This window comes from Leptospira gomenensis, assembly GCF_004770155.1.
GTDB lineage: Bacteria > Spirochaetota > Leptospiria > Leptospirales > Leptospiraceae > Leptospira > Leptospira gomenensis.
Map to the genome: position 1 here is coordinate 1 of NZ_RQFA01000056.1, position 19,203 is coordinate 19,203.

A 19,203-nucleotide genomic window follows, 5' to 3' on the forward strand; every position below is an offset into this window, starting at 1 on the left:
CGCCGTGGAGCCAAATCGAGCAGGACGCGAGATTGCGAAACGGCGAATCCTTCCCTGCCCAATTTCATTTCTCTTCAACGTCATTTCAACCAAACTACAACCGGCAAATCCCGGAAGGATTCGAAGCCGAAGAGCGAAAGCGTTTTGAGTTTCCGTAAGAAACGAAAAACGCGACACGAGCCATGGATGGCGAAGTGCGCGAGGCGGACGCCGTGGAGCCAAATCGAGCAGGACGCGAGATTGCGAAACGGCGAATCCTTCCCTGCCCAATTTCATTTCTTTTCAACGTCATTTCAACCAAACTACGACCGGCAAATCCCGGAAGGATTCGAAGCCGAAGAGCGAAAGCGTTTTGAGTTTCCATAAGAAACGAAAAACGCGACACGAGCCATGGATGGCGAAGTGCGCGAGGCGGACGCCGTGGAGCCAAATCGAGCAGGACGCGAGATTGCGAAACGGCGAATCCTTCCCTGCCCAATTTCATTTCTCTTCTTTCTCAATTTAATTTTAAACGATCAAAAGAATCCCGGAAGGATTCGAAGCCGAAGAGCGAAAGCGTTTTCTCTAAGGTTCCGGAATTTCCGCGGAGAACGATTTCAAATCGATCGAATAGAATCTATATTTGCCGTCCTGCGAAGTTCCTTCCGCAAAAAAACGATGCAAGGACTTGCGGAACACCAGCGAGGAAAGTTGAAACGTTTCCTGTTTTCCATCCTGTTCCCAAACGATCCTAGTCGAAACTTGATTGTAAGATGCATTAGAAAAAATGAATATCAATTCGTCCTGATCGGTTCCGAACAAGGAGGTTTCGAGTATCGACTCGGAGGAAAAACCGGGAAACGGAACGCAATTTTGAGGTTGAATCAGCCCCCGTTTGAAAAGGACGGAACGGCTTTGTTTGCACAAAAACGCGGGAGCCGAACCGAAGAAGAACGTTCCCTTCCCCTCCTTCTTACGCAGATCCCAAAACGGAGTCGGATTTTTTTCTCCGGCGAACAAGGATTCATCGATCAATTTCGCATAACGTGAATCCGAATCCGCGGAATCCTCCTGATCGGATTCTTCCGTTTTGGCGGCCGAGCCCTTACCGAGGACGTATTCGTAAACCGGATCGGAGGAATCGGAATTCAAGATCCGCACCGCTTTCAAAAGATCGGAACTAGGACGTTCGTTTTCGAAATTCTTAAAACAAATTCGTTGTAAAAGTTCTTCCGATTCGTCACCCGCAGAAAAACCCTTGGAAAGATGGGAGCAGGCTTCCTGTTTTCTTCCGCTGACAAGAAGAGTTTTGGCGGTTTCGACTTTCGCGCGTTCCTGCGAAAAGTAGGAACCGCTCATCCAAAAATAACGCGCAGCCGAATCAAATTTTCCCAGATTTCTCAGAAACTTTCCGTAAAGATAAAGAAGATCGGATTTCCCTTCTTCGCTTAACGATTTTAACTTACCTCCGGAATAAATCCGTTTGTAAGCGCTTCCCCTTCCCGAATGAAGCGTAAAACTGATACGCAAAGCGAGCGACGTTTCCGGACTCAGTATTTTATTGGCTTCTCCGAAGGCGTGGATTTTTTCCCAACCGTCGTAATCTCCCGTTTTGATTTTTACCGCATAACACGCCTTATATAGAGGGGCGTTTTCCTTTTTGGACAGGATTCGAAATAGATAAGGAATATCCGATTCGGGTTCTTTTTTGCTGGAATTATCCGAGACGTCCGTGATATCAGCGTTCGCAGAATCGGAAGATGGAACCGCGACTGCGGATAGGCTCTCCCGCAAAAACTGATCCGGATCGGGAATCGTTCTACCACATCCAGAAATCACCGATACGAGAGCCGAAGGCCCTACTCCCAAACCTCCCGCCAATTCGGAAACGATCGCGGGATAACGTCCTTTTTTATCGGTGATTTTTCCGGAACGACTCATGATCAAAATCGCAGGAATATACTTGCGATATTTCTCATATAAGAAAAACAAACGAGAAGCGGCCGTTTTACGAACGTCGGCCTTTTGCGACGTCTTAAGAAGCTCCTCGTATAACGGGATCGAAAAAATTGGATCCTCTTTTTCCATCGAGTAGGCTTCCTCGTACGAAACCGAATGAAGTCCCAAAGAAAAGAATAAGAATATCGTAATAAAATAAATTACCTTAGAATACATTTCTCAAAACTTCCCGTTTCGCGTCGGACCCGTGATTGAGAGGACAAATTTCGGCAGGAACAGTTCCGCTTTTGAAAAGTTCTTTTCTGACGTGTTTACACGAAGGTCCCGGAGTTTTACCGGATTCCTCGCATACGGACGCGGTGACGGCTCGCTCGGAAAAAGGATATCTCCGTTTTACATCTTCCGAATCCTCCACCGATGCGAAAAGTTTCGCGATCGATCCCCAAAGCGGAGCGGCGACGGTTCCGCCTAACGCGGAAGAACCTAAACCGAAACTCGGATCGTCGTATCCCAGCCAAACCGCCATGGACAATCCCGGCCGAACACCGACGAACCAGTTGTCCCTGTTGTCGTTCGTTGTACCGGTTTTACCCGCAACTTCTCCCTTGTATCCGGTGTTTCTGACTCCCGCCGAATTGGCGCTTCCGTGTAGAAGGTCGATCATGATCTCCGTAACCTGGGACGACAAAACTTTCCGTTCCTGAGGAACCTTAAGTCCGAACTCGTCGGTTTGTTTGTTTTCATAGATCACTTTTCCGCTTCGATCGATGATCTTCTGAATCAGATACGGACGACGAATCGTACCGTCGTTCGCAAACGCTGAATACGCGACCGCCATTTCCAAAGGAGAAATTTCCAAAGAACCGAGAGCGAGAGAAAGATCCCCTCTGAACCTGGATTGAAGCACTTTGGAATCGGGGAAAAAGTATTTGGAAAAAAATTCTTGAATTCTTGAAATTCCCAACTTCTCCGCGATCTGAACGGCCGCGGTGTTTTTGGATTTGGCGAGAGCGACGCGAACGCTGATGTCTCCGTCGTATTGGTTCCCTATGTTTTCCGGGGCCCAGTTGCCCGTAGTATTCCTGTAGATCAATGGAGCGTCTAAAATTCTCGAAGACGCGGTGATCAGTCCGGTTTCGATCGCCGCCGAGTAAAGGATCGGTTTGATGGAAGAGCCCGTCTGACGTTTCATCCCGGTGGTTCTATCCAGCTGATTATCGGCTTTAAACTCCGAACCTCCGTGCATCAAAAGAATTTCGCCCGTGGCGGGATCAACGGCGACTAACGCGGCTTGAAGCCCGGCTTCTCCGGCGCCGGTAAAGGAATCCGTATCGATAAAAAGTTCCAAAGCGGGGGAAATGTCCTGAACGTATCTTCGGAATACGGCGGTTTCGCTGGAGTTCTTATTGTCCGTAAGTTTGGTCTTCCGCACAAGACCGTTCTTTTGTACGTTATCCACGTAGGACTTTACGATTTTCTGAAGTTCCGCCTGAACCGGTTCGGAGATCGTGGTATAAATCGAAAATCCTCCGGTCTCGTATATATTGGAATCCGGATAAAGCGAATTCAGGAATTTACGGACGTGTTCGGTGACGTACGGGGAATGATCCCTTCTGTTTCCGAATACGGTTTCTCCGGGAGAACGCATATGAAACGCAAGATACAGTTCGTCCAACTTGGATTTCGGATTCTCCCTAAGAATGGAGTCTTCCCGAAAGGAATGAACGATCGCGTTCACCCGTTGTCTTGATAAATCCGGATTTTTCAAGGGAGAAAATCGGTTCGGAGCCGATGCGAGGGAAGCGAGAACGATCATTTCCTCCGTAGTCAGTTCTCCTGGCGTTTTTTTGAAATAGAATTCCGCGGCGCTTGCAAATCCGAACGCTCCGTGACCCAAGTATACGTTATTTAAATAATATAAGAATATTTGCTTTTTCTCATACGTATACTCCAACGCGAAAGCCAGTTGCGCCTCCTTGATTTTGCGGACGATACTTTTTTCACGGTCGTCCAAAAGGATTCTCGCAAGCTGTTGTGTGATCGTGGAAGCGCCTTGTTTAAAACGAAAACTGGTAATGTTTACGAAGATCGCCCGCAAAATGGAGAAATAGTTGATTCCACCGTGCGAAAAAAATTTCCGATCCTCCACAAGAAGAACGATCTTCTTCAAGTTTTCCGGATATGCGTCCCATTCCAAATTACTCGTTTTTTTTGCGAAAATTTCGGAAACCTTCTTACCGTCCCGATCGTATATTACGGAAGGTTGATGATTGTAGAATAACGAGATCATCTCTTTCAACTCGGCTTCGCGCGTGATCACACCCACCCAAAAGAGAATCAAACCGATCAAAAGAAGGGAAACTACTACTCCTGCGGATAAAAGAATCGCGTTCGGAAGTCGGATTTTGGGGGAAGAAACACGCGCCCGCAATCGCTCCGCGAGCGTTTTTACTTTCGGAATTCCGTCGTGAAAATTTTCTTCGGTTATGTCGGAAGTACGTCGGATCGAAAAGAACGGCTTTTTTTCGTAGGAGATCGACTCTCGTTTCAAAAGCGGTTTATCCGGAAACAACGGATCGGGCTCGGGCCGCTTTCGTGTTTCCGGGAATTTATGCAAGAGTTCCCGCAAATTTCCTTCTGCGGCGAGTCGGAACCTCGACCATCGCTCGTGCAAAAGCTCCCAAAGACTCGGTCCGCTCGGTTTCTGCGACCTTGATTCCTCTCCGGAATACGACTCGCGAGGAGTTCCTACGTTTTTAGAAAAAGGCTCCGGAATTTTGGCCGACGAAGTTCGAACGGGAACTTCCTGGATCTTAGGATTCGCCGTAGGATCTCCCATCGCTTGGGAAGAGGGAAACGCAGCGGACTGAGATCGAGTTGCATTCGGGGTGGAAGAGCCCGTCTGAGGAGAATTCGAAACTTCCCGGGAAGGGAGAGAGGCGCTCTCCATTCTCACGAGAGATTTATGACCGCACTGATAACACGTCAGCCGAAAGACCGAACCCGTGGGAACTCCCTCCGGCAAACGGGAAGTGGTCCCGCATTCAGGGCAAAGAAATCGAGGACTTCTAAGAGTTTGAATCCCTGTCTCCATCATCCTCTTAATTGTCGGAGGAATCGACGGATCCGGACAAGCACTTAATTCCCTTTTTCTATCCTTTCCGTGATTACCGTGAAATCGCTCCCGAGAAATACCTCCGGCGGAATCCGCTCTTCCGACCTTTGCGGAAACATCGAAACCGTCAAAACGCGAAAGCCCAATTCCCGAAGACGAAACGTCACCCCGAAACCTTGGTCGCTGTGAAACCTACCGTTGATATGAATCACCTTCCTGCCTCTGGTCAAAAAAGCGTTCGCGATCGAATCGGTCATCCCGGCGTCCCAAAGATATTGCGCGTCCACGAAACGTCTGACCAAACCCTCGTCTTGAACCGCACCGGGATGTTCCCGTAACGTGTTCCGAATTTTCGATTCGTAATCTGGTTGGGAGAATTTTCGAATCAAATACTTCGGAGGAAGAAACACGGAACGAATCTTAAACAATTCCTCGAGCCCGGAAGTGGAAACGAGATTCACGTATTTGCGCGGAACGTTGGACGCAGACACTGGAATTCGATTCTCTTTGGCAAATTGCAAAAACGGCTGATAATCCCTAAGATGGTTCGGCCAAAGTTTCAAGGAATTGAGAAACGCCCTTTCGCCGATTTGACCGCTTAGATATTCGTCTATGGTTTTTTGCTGGTCCTTTTCGAGCATCTCGAGCGAAAGAACGACCGGAATTTTCGAGGAGATTTTTTTAAACCAATCCAAACGGATACGATGCCCTTTTACGTCGTCGTGTTCCTCTCCTAATATTAGAATATCATAATTATCAAATAAATCAAAAATCGTCTTCGAAGAAACCTCGGCGAAATTTTGACCGGTTTGGATCGAGGCCGGCGTTTCCGAATTCGAATCATCGTTCGAAACGGCTGCGGAAGGATCGGAAGCCGCCTCGGAAGTCGGGCGTTCTTCCGTAGCCGCAGATACGGAAAAAACAGTACTTCGATCGGAAGAAAACGAATCCTCCGTACAAACGAACACCGCGTACAGACAAAACGCGAATAAGCTCGAAACTCTCAAAAACGATTTCCTTATTTTAAAAGCGCTTCGATCTTCTGGGTAACTTCGGTTTCATCCGGCTCCACGGAGGAGGAAAATCTCGCTTCGATATTCCCCGTTTTAGAGATGAGAATTTTTTCGAAATTCCATTTCACGTCCCCCGGATTCGGAGAATTCTGCGTAAGATAAGTATACAAAGGATGTTGGTCCTTACCCTTCACCGAAATCTTGGACATCATGTCGAAGGTGGCTCCCTTTTGAATCCGACAAAACGTTTCGATCTCCTGATCCGAACCCGGTTCCTGGCTCAAAAAATTATTGGCCGGAAAACCGACCACGACGAAACCTTTTTCCTTATATTTTTGAAAAACCTTTTCGAGATGATCGTATTGATACGTATAACCGCATTTAGATGCAACGTTAACCACCATTACCACCTTTCCCTTGTATTTGGAAAGGGAAACCTCCTTCCCTTTGATGTCCTTTACCTTAAAATCGTAAAAACCTTCTTTGGCGAGAACGGACGCAAACGGAAGAAAACTTCCGAGCAAAGCGGAAACGAGTAATAACTTGGAATGAAACATGGATTTATACCTTCCGAAAAGAAGTCTAAATCCGTACGTTCGCGGCTTCAATCGTTTTTCGCGGAGGGGGAACCTTCTTTCGGTCGTAAGCCCGAACAGATATCTCAATCGATACGAATCGCGATTTTACCGATCGTTTTCTTATCCTCCAATTTTTGATGCGCATCGCCGATCCGATTCCAGGAAAAAATTTCCGGATCTAAAACCGGCCGCAAAACACCGGTCTCCGCCAAGCGGGAAATTTCTCGGAGGATTTTACCGTGTTGCTCCCTGCCTTCGTCGTACAAAAGCGGAAGGAGCATAAAAACGATCGCGAGATCCAGGCTTTTGGAATGCGCCGCCCCGAGCTGAAACGAACCGGAACCGTCTATCGTCACAGCCTTACCGTTTCGTTTTACCGAAGCGATCGCAGTTTCAAAGCCGCTGCCTCCGCCCGTATCCAAGGCGAAATCCAATTCCCCGTTTCCGAACGCCTTAGCCGACGCGGCACGAATTTCCTCGATCGACCTTCCGCTGACGACTTCCGCACCCAAACTCGACGCCAAGGTTTGTTTTTCCAAACCGCTCGCCGTGGCTAAGACCCGCGCACCGGCCCAACGAGCCAGCTGAACGGCGACATGACCCACTCCACCGGCACCTCCGGTAATCAATATCTTATTTCCGGCCTGAATTTTTCCCTTATCGAAAAGACCTTCCCAAGCGGTGATCGAAACGAGAGGAAGAGCGGCGGCTTCTACAAAACTCAGATTTTTAGGCTTCGGAGCCAACAGCCTCGCGTCGGCGAGAATCCATTCCGCGAGAGCACCTCCGGTTCCGATGACACCGCCCACACATCCGAACACTTCGTCGCCCGATTTCCAATCCCGTACGTCGGAAGCGACCTCCTCCACGATTCCAGCGACGTCTCCGTGTAAAACCGCGGGGAATTTCGGCGCAATCGGAGGACCGAACTTGCGTATTTTCGTGTCCACCGGATTTACGCTCGTCGCTTTAACTCGGATCAAAACGTGTCCCGGAACGAGAATCGGTTTGGCGATCTCCGCCGTTTCGAAAACGTCGGTCCCACCGAAACGATTGATGACGATTGCTTTCATGAAAAAAACTCCTGATTACGAAGGCCATGATAACCCGGAAATATAATTTCCACAATATCTTGAATTCGAAAGAGATTCTTTCCGAAATGGAAAGAATGAACCTGGAAAGTATCGTCGATTTGGAAGTCTTCGAAGCGGTATGTACGGAGGGGAATTTCGCGAAAGCCGCGCGCAAAATCGGAATATCGATTCCCTCGATCAGCAAACGTATTTCGAGATTGGAACGAGCGCTCAAAGTCACCTTATTCGAACGTACGACGAGGACGATCCGTTTGACGGACGCGGGCGATCGGTTTCGGATCAGAGCCGAGCGGATTTTAACGGAACTCAAACAGGCCGAAAAGGAAGCGGGAGAAGAAAAGGAACTGAAGGGGAAAATCCGAATCACCGCGCCCGCTCCGTTTTGCGACGAGATTGTTTCCCTCGATAGCCGCGGAATTTCGGATACGGCACCCGGAAATCCAATTGGAGATCGTATTCGGAAACGAAAAATTCAACCTCATAGAAAATAAGTTCGATTTGGGAATCAGAATCATGAAACCCATCCGGGGACAGCGTTGCGAGGTCCTGCTGCCCAATCCGATCGTCGCAGTGGCGTCGCCTTCGTATCTTGAAAAGGTCGGAACACCGGCCCATATCTCCGAATTAAGGAATCATCCTGTCCTTTTCGTGGACGAACAGGCCAACGTGCGCGTGCCCGGAATTAAAAAAAAACTCGCCGAACTTTCCGCGGATCGCGCCGTTCGATCCAACGACGGCTCCTTCCTTTGCGAAACGATCGCGCAGGGAAGCCCGGGGATTCTTTTTCGTTCCGTTTGGGACGTGGAAAAACTTTTGGAATCAGGAAAACTAAAAAGGGTATTTCCCGACCTATCGTTGAATTCGGAAACGGCAATATGCGCGCTCTTCCCCTCGCGGGAGAATCCCCCGCGCCGCGTAGTCAGATTCGTGGAATTTCTGAAATCAAGAATATTATAAAATTCTAAACTGCGATCCCGTCAAAAAAGGTAAGAATGTCGGAATCGTCCGATTCTAGATGATCCAAGGCGGTTTCCACGACGGAATCGAGATAATACGCGTAGTTTTTATAACTCTTCAAAAAAGTTTTGGTTTCTTCCACGCGGTCTGCGGGAAGTTTTTCCTGAACGATCAGTTGAAAGAGCGCCAAAACCCCGAACGCGGATTTGAGAGGATCAGGAGTCGCGGCGATTTTTAGAATTTCGTCCGGATCCACTTCCGCAAACGAAGGCAAAAGATCCGTGATCAATTCCAAAGCGCCGATCGGAATCTGACGGTCCAATGATTTTACGTAATTGATGATGGCTCGATAGGAACGGCTGTCGCCGACTCGGGAAAGAATCTGGACCGCACCGGAAAGAAGTCTTTTGTGATATCCCCAAGACAATCTTCCCGAATCCGCGTCGCGCATCACCTGATACAAAAAACTCCACACGAACTTATCGTTGGAAATCGCTTTCTCCGAAAGTTCGCCCAACCATTCGTCGAAGGCGGGGTTTTCCATTTCTTTGGAAAGGAATTCCACCAACTCGGTGGGACTTTTGGAATCGGGCAGTTGATTCTTTTTGCGCATAGATGCCCGATTATCTTCTAGAGAAGTTTCCTTTTCCATTCTTTTTCTCCATAGATGGGACGAAATTCCGGAAAAAACAAAAACGTTCCCGAAGGAAATCGGATTCGAAACACGGAGCCGTTATCGACCTAAAACAAGGAAGATAGCGCTTTGGCCCGATTCCGAAAATCGCCGTTTTTCAACGAAAAAAAATATCTCTTTGACACGTAGGAATTCCGCCCCAAAACGAAAGAACCGCAATGAACCCACTTTCTACGCAAATTTTTCAGGACATTTATCTCGCTTCCCAATCCGGTAGAATTCTGACGATGGAGGATTTGGAAATCAATACGGCCAAATCCGCGTATCAACTCAGACCGCATCTGGAGGATTTGAAGGAATCCAGCCTCGTCGTCGAACACCCGGAAGGATTTCAGATCGCGCCGTCCGGAAAACATTACTACAAAAGCCGCTGGGGATAAAACTCGGGCCCACATCCGTTCATTGGTCCCGTTTTCCTTTTTTAAGGAAATTTATATCGGAATTTCCTCTCCCTACGACGACGGAACTAAAAGAGCCGAATTTTCGTAACTACGACCGTATTCGAAAACGGAAGAACCTTATATGGAGACGAAGTTCCGATTCCAACCGGGCGGAATGCGAAGGTCGTAACCGAATACGGGGTTCTCCGTTTATAATAACGGAAATTCTTTCTCTAAAATCCGAACAGGCCGTTGCTCCAAAAAATATTAAACTATTATAAATTTAGAATATTCTAAATTTTACGAATTTAACGAGCCGCGTTCCGTGGAAAAGCGGAAACGACTATTCCGTTTTTTGCGCCGTCCCGGAATTTTCCAGGGAGGAACCCGTATTCGGATTTCGGTTTAATAAAAAAACGGCGAGGACGGCGAAAAAACCTCCGATGGTGGTCGTAAAACTCGGAATCTCTCCCAAAAAAAACCAACTCCCCAAAAGCGCCGTCACCGGAACGAGAAAGATAAAGGAACTCGCGGTCCTCGATCCGAGTTTGGAAGAAGCGAAAAAATAAACCGTGGTTCCGAACGTGGTCGAAATCGCCGCGAGATAAACGATCTGAATCCAAAAAAACGAACCGGCATAAATCGCATTCCCGACGCCGAAAGGAAGCGCCAGGACCAAATCGATCAGAGTGCCTATGGAAAATACGTAAAAGCTATAGACCATCGGAGAAACGGATTGCCCGGCGCTGTGACTATTCATACTCAAAAGCGCCCAACTGAAGGCGCAAAGAAGAAAAAATAAATTTCCCGATTGGAAGAGCGAATTCCAATCCAAATCCCACAAACGCAGAAGCACACAACCGCCGATCAAACCGAAAACTAAACCGATTCCCGCTTGAGCCGAAGGTAATTTTTTTTGAAACGAATGTACGATTACGTAGGTGAAAATCGGATTCATCGTCGTCACGAGAACTCCGCCCGCACCCGCAAGACCGCTGCTCAATCCCAAAAGAAAAAATTGATTGTAGACCGTGTAAAGAATTCCGCCTAACGCAACTTGGAAAAACGCCTTCCTACCCGGAAGTCGGAAGGATTCCTTTCTCCAGACAACGACGGGCAACAGGGAAACGGCGGTCACCAAAAACCGCCAGAAGATGATGACGTTCGGATGTTGAACGCCTACGATCAGTTTGGCGGAAGGCCAAGCGAATCCCCAGGAAACCATGGCGATCACGAGAAGAAGATAAAATTTTGCGCTAGCGTTCGAAGGCATAAAAGGAAAGAACCTCTTTTACCAATTTCGAAAATCGAAAAGTAGATTCAATCCTTACTTGTCGATCCAAGAATCGAAGCCGATCAATGTTTCGCGCGATTGCGGTGTTCCCGAACGAGTTCGGGAAGTTTAGACATCGAGGAATGAATCCTATGCATCTCCAAGGCCGGTTTGGCGGGAATTCCGAAATACGCCACTTTCTCCGAGCTGTCTTCCGTAAGACCGGACATTCCCATCAGGATGGAATTTTTTTTCATCGTGATTCCCTCCGCAACGGCGGCTTGCCCTCCCAGAATCACCCCGTCTTCCAAAGTGACCGATCCGGCGAGAACCGTTCCGCCCGCGATGTAAACGTAATTGCCGACACGACAGTTGTGTGCGATATGAACGTGGTCGTCGAACTTAGTATGATTTCCGACTGTGGTCGTTTCGATCGTGGCTCGATCGACGGTGCAACAAGCGCCCATTTCCACGTGATCTCCGATCACTGAAATTCCTATCTGAGGCACCTTATAACGGACTCCGCCTTTATCATAAAAACCGAAACCGTCCGCTCCGATCACGGTGTTCGCGTGAATCATATTATATTTTCCTAAAATACAATCGTAACCGATAACAACCCCCGACTTTAAAACAGTTCCTTCTCCGATTTTCGCCCCGCTTTCGACGACCACGTTCGGAAAAATCTGACAACCGTCTCCGATCTCCGCGTTTTCCGAAATCGTTACGAAGTCCATAATCGTGACGTTCTTTCCTATTTTCGCGCTCGGATGAATGCTCGCTTTGGAGGAGAGAAAGACGGAAAGCATCGGCTTTTTTTCGAAAAGCGAAAGAAGTTCTATGAATTTCAGCCTGGCTTTATCCTCGGTAACGATCAACGCGGAAGGGAATTCTCCGGCTAACGCGGGAATGGTGAGCGCGAGCAAAACCTCCTTCGCCTTAGGGTTGGAAGTGAGATATTTTTTCGCTTCGAAATAATAAATCCGATCGGCGCAAACTTCGGAATGATTTTCGATATCACCGACGGCGTTGATTTCCAAATCCCCGTCACCCCTGAGTTCTAACCCGAGCCTTTGCGCTAAATCCCTTGCTTTCATGATTCAAATATTTCGAATCCAAAAAAAGGACTCAACTCGTTTTTTCCTTTTTACAAAATCCCGAACGTCGAATTTCGATTTATAAATTACGAAGCAACGCCGCCCGCTCTTTTTTATCACATTACAACTTGATAAATTGTAAACGTTTCCAAAAACGGACGGTGTTCGTTATTCAAGGAACGTCGTTTTCCAAAACGGATTCAAATTCTTGAATTTTAGAATCGTATTTCATAGTCAAATCCACGTCGTCCCATCCATTTCGAATTCTTCCCGAAGCGGATTCGGGCAAAAAGAATTCGTATTTTTTTTCTCCTGCAATGAGGACTAACGTATCCAAATCCACCGAAATCACCGAGCCTTCGTTTCCCTCCACGAAAGCGAGAATTTCTTCGACTTCTTCCTGGGACAATCGAACGAGTGCGATTCCGTTTTTGGCGCAGTTCCCGAAAAAAATATCCGCGAACGAAGGAGCCACAACGACTCGGAATCCGAAATCCGCCAGAGCCCAAGGCGCGTGTTCCCTGCTGGAACCGCATCCGAAATTCTCTCCCGCAATCAGAACGCTGGCCTGTGAATATCTATGTCGGTTTAATATGAAATCCGGATTCGGGATTTTGCCTTCTTCGTCCAAATATCTCCAGTTGTGGAAAAGATGTATTCCGAAACCGGTGCGCTCCACCTTCTTCATAAATTGTTTGGGGAGAATCTGATCCGTGTCTATGTCCTTTCGAAATAAAGGCGCGGCGAAACCTTTGTGTGTCGTCCAGGAGCGATTCATACGTTCACCTCCTTCAATTCGTCCGCGGTTCCGAAACGACCCAAAACCGCCGCAACTACGGCCGCTTCGGGACTCACTAGATGAGTCCTTCCCCCTCGACCTTGTCTTCCTTCGAAATTACGGTTGGAAGTGGAGGCGCAACGTTCACCCGGTAAAAGATAATCGTCGTTCATTCCGAGACACATCGAACAACCCGGCAATCTCCATTCGAAACCCGCTTCCGCAAGAACACGGTCCAAACCTTCCGACTCCGCTTGCCGTTTCACCCGACCCGAACCCGGAACCACGATCGCGTGCACGTTAGGCGAAACCTTCCTACCTCTTGCGATCTCTGCCGCTCTACGTATGTCCTCTATTCTCGCGTTCGTGCAGGAGCCGATAAAAACCTTATCGACGCGGACGGAACTCATGGGAGCGCCCGCTTTTAAGTCCATATATTCCAGTGACCTTCTCGCGGCGGCTCTCGTTTCAGGATCGGAAAACGAATCCGGATCCGGAATCACGGAGGAAACCGGAATCACCTGACCGGGATTAGTTCCCCAAGTTACCATGGGAGAAACGTTAGACGCGTCCACCACGATCGTCTTATCGTAAACCGCATCCCGATCCGACTTTAGAGTTTTCCAATATTCAACTTTTATGTTAAACGCATCTCCTTTCGGGGAGAAGTCCCTGTCTTTCAGATATTCGAACGTAGTATCGTCCGCAGCGATCATACCGGCGCGAGCCCCCGCTTCGACACAAAGATTACAAAGTGTCATCCTTCCCTCCATGGAAAGGGCGGAAATCGTGTCACCCGAATATTCCACCACGTATCCTTGCCCTCCTTCGGTTCCGATCCGACCGATCAAAAACAAGGCCAGATCCTTGGCGCTTACGTCTTTCGAAAGTTTTCCCTCGACCCGAATCAGACAGTTTTTAGGTTTTTTGAGACGAACGGTTTGTGTTGCGAGAACGTGTTCGATCTCGCTCGTGCCGATACCCAAGGCGAACGCTCCGAACGCTCCGTGTGTGGAAGTATGCGAATCCCCGCATACGATGACGGTTCCGGGTAACGTAAGTCCCATCTCCGGGCCGACCACGTGAACGACTCCTTGATCGGGGTGATTGATATCGAGCAACTCGAGTCCGAATTCTTTGCAATTAAGAACGAGCAGTTCCATCTGTTTTTTGGAAATCGGCCCGGCTCCGTCCCAATCTCGATTTCTCGTAGAGACGTTATGATCCATGATAGCCAAGGTCCTCTCTTTTCTGCGGACCTTTCTGCCTTTTTCCCGTAAGGCTGCGAACGCTTGCGGAGAAGTCACCTCGTGAAGCAGATGTCTGTCCACGTAGAGGATGTCCTCTTCTCCGTCTTTAGCGACGATCCTGGAATCCCAAATTTTATCGAATAAGGTTTTACCCGCCATATTTTCCCCTCCGTAAAAAAGGTAACAGATCCAAACACATAATGCAAATAAATAGGATTGATATATATTATAACGAAAAGTTATATGTAGGATTAGAATGGAATTCAGACAAATCCGATATTTTTTAGAGATCAGGGACGCCGGAACGTTTCAGAAAGCCGCGGTCCGCTTGGGACTTACACAACCCGCGCTCTCGAGGCAGATTTTCCTTTTGGAAAAGGAGTTGGGTGCGGTGGTATTCGAGCGAGGATCGAGACAAGTGCGCCTAACGCACGAAGGTGAAGTTCTTTCGCAATACGCTGTCAGATTACGCGAACTCTGGGAGGAATTAAAGACCGGACTCAAGGATTCCGGACGGGAATTATCCGGAGAATTTTCCATCTCCGCCGGCGGAACGGTATCGGCTTGGATACTACCGGAAATCCTGAAGAAAATAAGGAAGGATCATCCCGATCTTATCTTATCCGTACGGGAAGGAGACTCACTCGAAACAAAAGAATCGATTTTGTTAAACGAAGTCGATCTCGGAATACTGACCGGCACTGCGAACGAACCGGGTCTCGTTTCAAGGGAATTTTTATCGGACAGAATCGTTCCGGTCGCTCCTCGAAACCACTCGATCTTTCGAAAAAAAAAGATATCGATCCGAGACTTAAAAGAGGAAGCATTCGTGTTTTTTCATCCCGCATCCGCGATTCGCAAAGCGGTCGAAAAGAAAATCCGCACATACGGAAAGGAATTTCGACCCAAGATCGGAATGGAACTGAGGAGCGTGGAATCCGTGATCAAAAGTATCGAAGCCGGCCTCGGAATCGGATTTTTATCCGAATACAGCCTAACTACGAAACTGCGAACGATCCCGATCTCCGAACTATTCGTAGAAAGGAAATTTTATCTCTGCCACAAAAGAACGATCCGGCCCGGCTTATCCAAACTTACGGACGAACTGATCCGTTACACGAAAGGTTCCTCTTTTCGAGCGGGATAATCGCAACCATTACCCGCAGGTAACTAGGAAGAACGAAACGGAACAAAAGAGAGTTACGCTCAAACGACGGATCTTTCCCCCGATCCGGTTTGCGCGCCGAAACGAAGCGACGTAGCGGAGCAACGATTCAATCGACGACACAATTACCGGTCGTAATCAAATTTCGAAAATCTGAATATCTTTCCGGATTCCGATACAAAGCGATTCCCTGAATACGGGCGTCTGGTTCCATTTCTACGAATTTTAAGTTTAATTTCTTATTAAAATCAAGAGTAGTTTTGAATATCGGATCGGAAAAAAAATATTTTTCTTTATTATATACCGGATGGTTTTCTTTTAACCATCGATCGATATAATCCAGCTCTTTACACTTACCTTCCGCGCAGGCGAACATGGCATTGATCGTATATGCGGTCACTAAAGAAACCGCGATAAAGTTATAGAAATTTTTTATATTCCCTTTCCAATTCAGACAATATATTTTCTTGGGATATTGATCGGGGCTCAGCGGTGATATCGTTTTACCGTTCCAGAAAACGTTTAAGAGTTGGGTATCAAATATCTGAGCCCGGCCCGTTTTATTCTCGATCTGAATCAACGCAATGGCATAATTTTGTGAGAGATGGATTAAGGCGGATTGATCGTTATCCACGACGTAGTTCGACAACAATAAATCCACGAAATCGGAATCCGATTTTAGCAGACGAATTTTTCCTTCGAAGACTTCGTTCGAAACATCATAGTTTTCCATGACGTTCAAACTATTCCGTGAAACGAAATCTTGATCGATCACCAGAATCTGTCGATCGGGATCGGGAGAAACACAATGTAAATTTAGAACTAAAACACAAACCGTCGAAAGGAAATTTTTCATTCTCCTTTTTCGACCGAATCATGGAGAATATCGGTTTCGCCTAACTTGCAAAAAACTTCATGCAGTTTCTTGTTCGTTTTCGAGAAAGATCATAAATTCGAATCGAATAAGTTTCATTGGCAGGCGGTGCCCACGTTGATTCGGTTCCAATACGTATCCGAATTCGCGTACGGCCAAAACCGATTCATAATTTCGATCATCTTTTTACTTTTGGCGGCGACGCGCTGATCCTGCAAGCAGATGTCATGAAGGATATCGACTTCTTTTTCCGAACCTAAAAGTAAAGCCGCAAATTCGGATCGATCCTCTTCCTGAGCCAAGGTGGCGTACAAATCCAAAAAACCCGAAAGCGGATTATTGAGCGCGCTCCAAGGAATTTCCGGATCGTTATAGGCCTGCACCCCGCCGCTTCCGTATTTGAAATCTGCCGGATTCAAAACGTCCCATTCAGGAAGAACGGCGCGCATATCCCCGAAGTGCGCAAAATCCACGTTATGATTCAATTCATGATGAATCACGTGAATCAAATAATCTTCCGTACCGCCTCCGCTTTGACCGTTTACGGAAAGATACAAAACGTCTTGATACGCGTCGGGAACGGCGGCCCTATACTGGGAACCCACCATCATGTTTTTTCCTAAAACGACCTTACCCGCTCTCGCCTTGATCCAATATCCTTTCGGATATTTCGCGATTTCGCCTTGCAACAGGTTGAGATAAACGGAAATCTCCGCTTCGGACGCGAGTTCGTAGGTGACTTGACCGTAACTATCCGGAACGATTCGATCCGAAATAAATTGAATGTCCCGATCGTAATCTTCGATACGATCCGGAGATAAAAGTAATAAAGAGGAAAGATCCGGGGTGACCTCTTTTTGAGCACACCCGACCCAGAAAAAAACGCTCCCGATTAATAGTACGGTTCTAGAGAACATTCTAACAATATATAAGATATTGAGTCCTCATTCTTTGCGTTTTATATTTTGATTTATAGGAAAAACCCGCAAAAACACTGAAAAAAAAACTTGCGAATCACTATCGAATCAAAAAATAAAGTTTCCCGGAAAATCATGAAATGGATCTGCCACCACTGCGGCTATAACAACCAGGACGAGTTACAGAATTGCGTTCAATGCGGAAACGTAAGGGGAGAAAACGCACAAACGATCGACTCCGTTTCAAGCGGGAAATTTCTGAAAAAATTGAAGTTAGGCACCTTTGGCTGGATTTTGATCGTTCTCGCGGGTATCGCCGCCTTAATTCTTACTCCGATTGTGTTGATCCTAGCGATTTCGCATTGGGAAGGATTCGCAAGCGTATTATTATTGTTAGGCGGGTTCATAGCGGCCAAATCGGCCGTAAATTCCGGATTCGGACCTCCCGCAAAGGCTGTATTTATCGTATTTTTTTCGATCATGGGTCTCGCACTCGATCAGCCCGGCAATTATCTATACAACTATCCGATTCGATTTTTTTGTCCAGAAGGACGCACCTTGGCGAGATCCGTGGATGTAACACACCCGCTGCCGGGAAGGACCGATAGAACGCAGTCGTTTTCCTGCGTGAGTGCGGAAAACTCGGAAACGGAACGGATTCCTCTTCTTTATGTTTTAGGAATTAGATTTTTAGAATATATATTGATCGCGTCGATTTTGTTGAACGTGCAGGAGTTCCGGATCAAACGAGAAAAGAAACGTTCGGGTTGATTTCCGAGGACGCGTTATGCGAAATTTAGTGATCTCGACTTCGGACCAAAATCCCGAAGTGACGCGGAAGCGAATCGTAAAAAAAGAATTCCGTCCTTCTGTTGGAAAGACGGAATTCCAAAGTGCGGTGCCTTCACATCGGTTTATAGGATAGTTTGTTCGCTTCTTCTTCGCTCACCTTATAGGGACGCATCCGTTTCAGATCCATAAACAACGCGTAAAATTTTGCGGAACACACTAAGGCTCCGTCCGATTCGCGGTAAAGATCCTGGATGGTCAAAACACGACTCCCTTTATACGCTTCGAATCTAGTGACAAGCCGCGCGGTTTCCGGATATTTCAACTCGGCCTTGTATTCGAGTTCGGCCTTTAAGATAACGGGGCCGATATTTCTGCTGCGAAGATCGTTGAGACTCAGATCGGTTTCCGCAAACGCGGCCCTTCTCGCCTCGTCGAAGTAACTTTGATAAACTCCGTTATTCACGTGCCCGTTTTCGTCCAGATCGACCCAGCGAACTTTGACCGTATGCGTAAACGATTTGTATTCCTCTTTCGGATCGGATTTTTTTTCGAGAGTTTCCATTCCTTCTCCTCCGGTAGAACAATCGGTCTACCTATATTTAAAACCCTAAAAAGGGTGGACAAATCTGTCTACTTTTTTTAGATTCAAAAATGGACTCGCGGAAAAAAAATCGCCCGAAAAAACGGAAACCATGAACCGGATACAAACGAAATCGGATCCAGCAAGAGAAAGGATATTAAAGGCCACCGTAAAACTTTTTTACGAACGGGGATATTCCAATACGGGCATCAACGAGATTCTCTCGGAAGCGGGAGCCTTTAAAAAAAGTTTATACCGTTATTTCCCCTCGAAAAAGGATCTGGGAATCAGTTATTTGGAATATCAGGAGGAACAGATCGTAGGTCTCGCCGAAACCCTGATGCAAAAATATGAAAAATACGGCGAATTCATTCCGGCTTGGTTGCGATTTCTAAAACGAAGATTAAAAACGGATTATCTTTACGGATGCCCCCTCGCCAACTTCTCCAATCAAACCCATGACGAACCGGAACTCAAGAAACGGGTTTTGGAGGCTCTGGATCGCTGGAACCGCAGTTTCGGAAGTTATCTCACCGGACCGGTTTGGAAAAAAAAGAAAATCTTGGATTCCAAAAGAGCTTTAGAATATTCGGAAAATATGTTATTCTTATACCAAGGAGCCATGCAGCTTTACGGAGTAACCGGAAACAAAAAATTCATCGATCGGCTTGAATCGGAACTTCTCCGCTTGGAAGAAACGATTTAAAT

18 protein-coding genes and 1 pseudogene are annotated in these 19,203 nt (G+C 47.2%); 6 read left to right on the top strand and 13 right to left on the bottom strand.

Annotated features, from left to right (window positions below):
• Window positions 1-564: 564 nt before the first annotated feature.
• From EHQ17_RS12585 to EHQ17_RS12605, 5 genes and pseudogenes are all read right to left on the bottom strand, one after another.
• Window positions 565-2,154, bottom strand: a complete 1,590-nt coding sequence (locus tag EHQ17_RS12585) for a hypothetical protein (RefSeq protein WP_135595693.1) — start codon at window positions 2,152-2,154, stop codon at window positions 565-567.
• Window positions 2,144-4,702: pseudogene (locus EHQ17_RS12590) on the bottom strand (transglycosylase domain-containing protein); the annotation flags it as partial. The pseudogene EHQ17_RS12590 and the gene EHQ17_RS12585, both read right to left, overlap by 11 nt.
• A gap of 374 nt (window positions 4,703-5,076) precedes the next feature.
• Window positions 5,077-6,060, bottom strand: coding sequence for a ChaN family lipoprotein (locus EHQ17_RS12595; RefSeq protein WP_167881102.1), 984 nt, complete (start codon window positions 6,058-6,060; stop codon window positions 5,077-5,079).
• 11 nt (window positions 6,061-6,071) lie between these two features.
• Complete coding sequence (locus EHQ17_RS12600; RefSeq protein ID WP_135595694.1) at window positions 6,072-6,623, bottom strand: glutathione peroxidase; 552 nt, start codon at window positions 6,621-6,623, stop codon at window positions 6,072-6,074.
• 104 nt (window positions 6,624-6,727) lie between these two features.
• On the bottom strand, window positions 6,728-7,717 hold the full coding sequence (locus tag EHQ17_RS12605; RefSeq protein ID WP_135595695.1) for an alcohol dehydrogenase catalytic domain-containing protein: 990 nt from the start codon (window positions 7,715-7,717) through the stop codon (window positions 6,728-6,730).
• Between the two features lie 26 nt (window positions 7,718-7,743).
• Between EHQ17_RS12605 and EHQ17_RS12610 the strand changes: the two genes are divergently transcribed.
• Window positions 7,744-8,229 carry a LysR family transcriptional regulator gene (locus EHQ17_RS12610; RefSeq protein WP_135595696.1) on the top strand — a complete coding sequence of 162 codons (486 nt, stop codon included), beginning with the start codon at window positions 7,744-7,746 and terminating at the stop codon, window positions 8,227-8,229.
• Window positions 8,132-8,695 carry a substrate binding domain-containing protein gene (locus EHQ17_RS12615; protein ID WP_135595697.1) on the top strand — a complete coding sequence of 188 codons (564 nt, stop codon included), beginning with the start codon at window positions 8,132-8,134 and terminating at the stop codon, window positions 8,693-8,695. Before EHQ17_RS12610 ends, EHQ17_RS12615 begins: the two co-directional genes overlap by 98 nt.
• Before the next feature lie 4 nt (window positions 8,696-8,699).
• On the opposite strand, the gene EHQ17_RS12620 is transcribed toward EHQ17_RS12615, so the two are convergent.
• Complete coding sequence (locus EHQ17_RS12620) at window positions 8,700-9,308, bottom strand: hypothetical protein (protein ID WP_135595698.1); 609 nt, start codon at window positions 9,306-9,308, stop codon at window positions 8,700-8,702.
• A gap of 239 nt (window positions 9,309-9,547) precedes the next feature.
• Between EHQ17_RS12620 and EHQ17_RS12625 the strand changes: the two genes are divergently transcribed.
• Complete coding sequence (locus EHQ17_RS12625; RefSeq protein WP_135595699.1) at window positions 9,548-9,769, top strand: hypothetical protein; 222 nt, start codon at window positions 9,548-9,550, stop codon at window positions 9,767-9,769.
• A gap of 343 nt (window positions 9,770-10,112) precedes the next feature.
• Here EHQ17_RS12625 and EHQ17_RS12630 read toward each other — a convergent pair whose 3' ends face one another.
• The 4 genes from EHQ17_RS12630 to leuC form a co-directional block, all read right to left on the bottom strand.
• Window positions 10,113-11,042 carry a DMT family transporter gene (locus EHQ17_RS12630; protein ID WP_135595700.1) on the bottom strand — a complete coding sequence of 310 codons (930 nt, stop codon included), beginning with the start codon at window positions 11,040-11,042 and terminating at the stop codon, window positions 10,113-10,115.
• An 83-nt stretch (window positions 11,043-11,125) separates the two neighbouring features.
• Entirely contained in the window at window positions 11,126-12,139 is a 1,014-nt protein-coding gene (gene lpxD, locus EHQ17_RS12635; RefSeq protein ID WP_135595701.1) for a UDP-3-O-(3-hydroxymyristoyl)glucosamine N-acyltransferase, read from the bottom strand.
• A gap of 172 nt (window positions 12,140-12,311) precedes the next feature.
• The gene (gene leuD / locus EHQ17_RS12640) at window positions 12,312-12,917 is read right to left on the bottom strand and encodes a 3-isopropylmalate dehydratase small subunit (RefSeq protein WP_135595702.1); all 606 of its coding nucleotides are present in this window, start codon (window positions 12,915-12,917) and stop codon (window positions 12,312-12,314) included.
• Entirely contained in the window at window positions 12,914-14,326 is a 1,413-nt protein-coding gene (gene leuC / locus EHQ17_RS12645) for a 3-isopropylmalate dehydratase large subunit (RefSeq protein ID WP_135595703.1), read from the bottom strand. Before leuC ends, leuD begins: the two co-directional genes overlap by 4 nt.
• Window positions 14,327-14,423: 97 nt before the next feature.
• Here leuC and EHQ17_RS12650 point away from each other — a divergent pair, with 97 nt between their 5' ends.
• Window positions 14,424-15,314 (top strand): LysR family transcriptional regulator, encoded by an 891-nt coding sequence (locus tag EHQ17_RS12650; RefSeq protein ID WP_135595704.1) that lies wholly within the window; start codon window positions 14,424-14,426, stop codon window positions 15,312-15,314.
• A gap of 127 nt (window positions 15,315-15,441) precedes the next feature.
• On the opposite strand, the gene EHQ17_RS12655 is transcribed toward EHQ17_RS12650, so the two are convergent.
• Together EHQ17_RS12655 and EHQ17_RS12660 are read right to left on the bottom strand one after the other, a co-directional pair.
• Complete coding sequence (locus EHQ17_RS12655; protein ID WP_135595705.1) at window positions 15,442-16,188, bottom strand: hypothetical protein; 747 nt, start codon at window positions 16,186-16,188, stop codon at window positions 15,442-15,444.
• Window positions 16,189-16,301: 113 nt separating this feature from the next.
• Window positions 16,302-17,123 (bottom strand): LIC13305 family lipoprotein, encoded by an 822-nt coding sequence (locus EHQ17_RS12660; RefSeq protein WP_135595706.1) that lies wholly within the window; start codon window positions 17,121-17,123, stop codon window positions 16,302-16,304.
• A gap of 135 nt (window positions 17,124-17,258) precedes the next feature.
• Here EHQ17_RS12660 and EHQ17_RS12665 point away from each other — a divergent pair, with 135 nt between their 5' ends.
• Window positions 17,259-17,894, top strand: a complete 636-nt coding sequence (locus tag EHQ17_RS12665; protein WP_135595707.1) for a zinc finger Ran-binding domain-containing protein — start codon at window positions 17,259-17,261, stop codon at window positions 17,892-17,894.
• Window positions 17,895-18,027: 133 nt separating this feature from the next.
• Here the strand turns inward: EHQ17_RS12665 and EHQ17_RS12670 are convergent, their stop codons facing one another.
• A complete protein-coding gene (locus EHQ17_RS12670) occupies window positions 18,028-18,477 on the bottom strand; it encodes an acyl-CoA thioesterase (protein WP_135595708.1) in 450 nt (149 codons plus the stop codon).
• Between the two features lie 130 nt (window positions 18,478-18,607).
• Here EHQ17_RS12670 and EHQ17_RS12675 point away from each other — a divergent pair, with 130 nt between their 5' ends.
• Entirely contained in the window at window positions 18,608-19,201 is a 594-nt protein-coding gene (locus tag EHQ17_RS12675; protein ID WP_135595709.1) for a TetR/AcrR family transcriptional regulator, read from the top strand.
• Window positions 19,202-19,203 lie beyond the last annotated feature (2 nt).

Bases quoted from the DNA above. Each gene is read 5' to 3' on its own strand.
- leuC (WP_135595703.1), bottom strand. From the start codon at position 14,326: ATGGCGGGTAAAACCTTATTCGATAAAATTTGGGATTCCAGGATCGTC.
- EHQ17_RS12605 (WP_135595695.1), bottom strand. From the start codon at position 7,717: ATGAAAGCAATCGTCATCAATCGTTTCGGTGGGACCGACGTTTTCGAA.
- EHQ17_RS12650 (WP_135595704.1), top strand. From the start codon at position 14,424: ATGGAATTCAGACAAATCCGATATTTTTTAGAGATCAGGGACGCCGGA.
- EHQ17_RS12610 (WP_135595696.1), top strand. From the start codon at position 7,744: ATGATAACCCGGAAATATAATTTCCACAATATCTTGAATTCGAAAGAG.
- EHQ17_RS12655 (WP_135595705.1), bottom strand. From the start codon at position 16,188: ATGAAAAATTTCCTTTCGACGGTTTGTGTTTTAGTTCTAAATTTACAT.
- lpxD (WP_135595701.1), bottom strand. From the start codon at position 12,139: ATGAAAGCAAGGGATTTAGCGCAAAGGCTCGGGTTAGAACTCAGGGGT.
- EHQ17_RS12670 (WP_135595708.1), bottom strand. From the start codon at position 18,477: ATGGAAACTCTCGAAAAAAAATCCGATCCGAAAGAGGAATACAAATCG.
- EHQ17_RS12600 (WP_135595694.1), bottom strand. From the start codon at position 6,623: ATGTTTCATTCCAAGTTATTACTCGTTTCCGCTTTGCTCGGAAGTTTT.
- leuD (WP_135595702.1), bottom strand. From the start codon at position 12,917: ATGAATCGCTCCTGGACGACACACAAAGGTTTCGCCGCGCCTTTATTT.
- EHQ17_RS12625 (WP_135595699.1), top strand. From the start codon at position 9,548: ATGAACCCACTTTCTACGCAAATTTTTCAGGACATTTATCTCGCTTCC.
- EHQ17_RS12620 (WP_135595698.1), bottom strand. From the start codon at position 9,308: ATGCGCAAAAAGAATCAACTGCCCGATTCCAAAAGTCCCACCGAGTTG.
- EHQ17_RS12665 (WP_135595707.1), top strand. From the start codon at position 17,259: ATGAAATGGATCTGCCACCACTGCGGCTATAACAACCAGGACGAGTTA.
- EHQ17_RS12675 (WP_135595709.1), top strand. From the start codon at position 18,608: ATGAACCGGATACAAACGAAATCGGATCCAGCAAGAGAAAGGATATTA.
- EHQ17_RS12630 (WP_135595700.1), bottom strand. From the start codon at position 11,042: ATGCCTTCGAACGCTAGCGCAAAATTTTATCTTCTTCTCGTGATCGCC.
- EHQ17_RS12660 (WP_135595706.1), bottom strand. From the start codon at position 17,123: ATGTTCTCTAGAACCGTACTATTAATCGGGAGCGTTTTTTTCTGGGTC.
- EHQ17_RS12585 (WP_135595693.1), bottom strand. From the start codon at position 2,154: ATGTATTCTAAGGTAATTTATTTTATTACGATATTCTTATTCTTTTCT.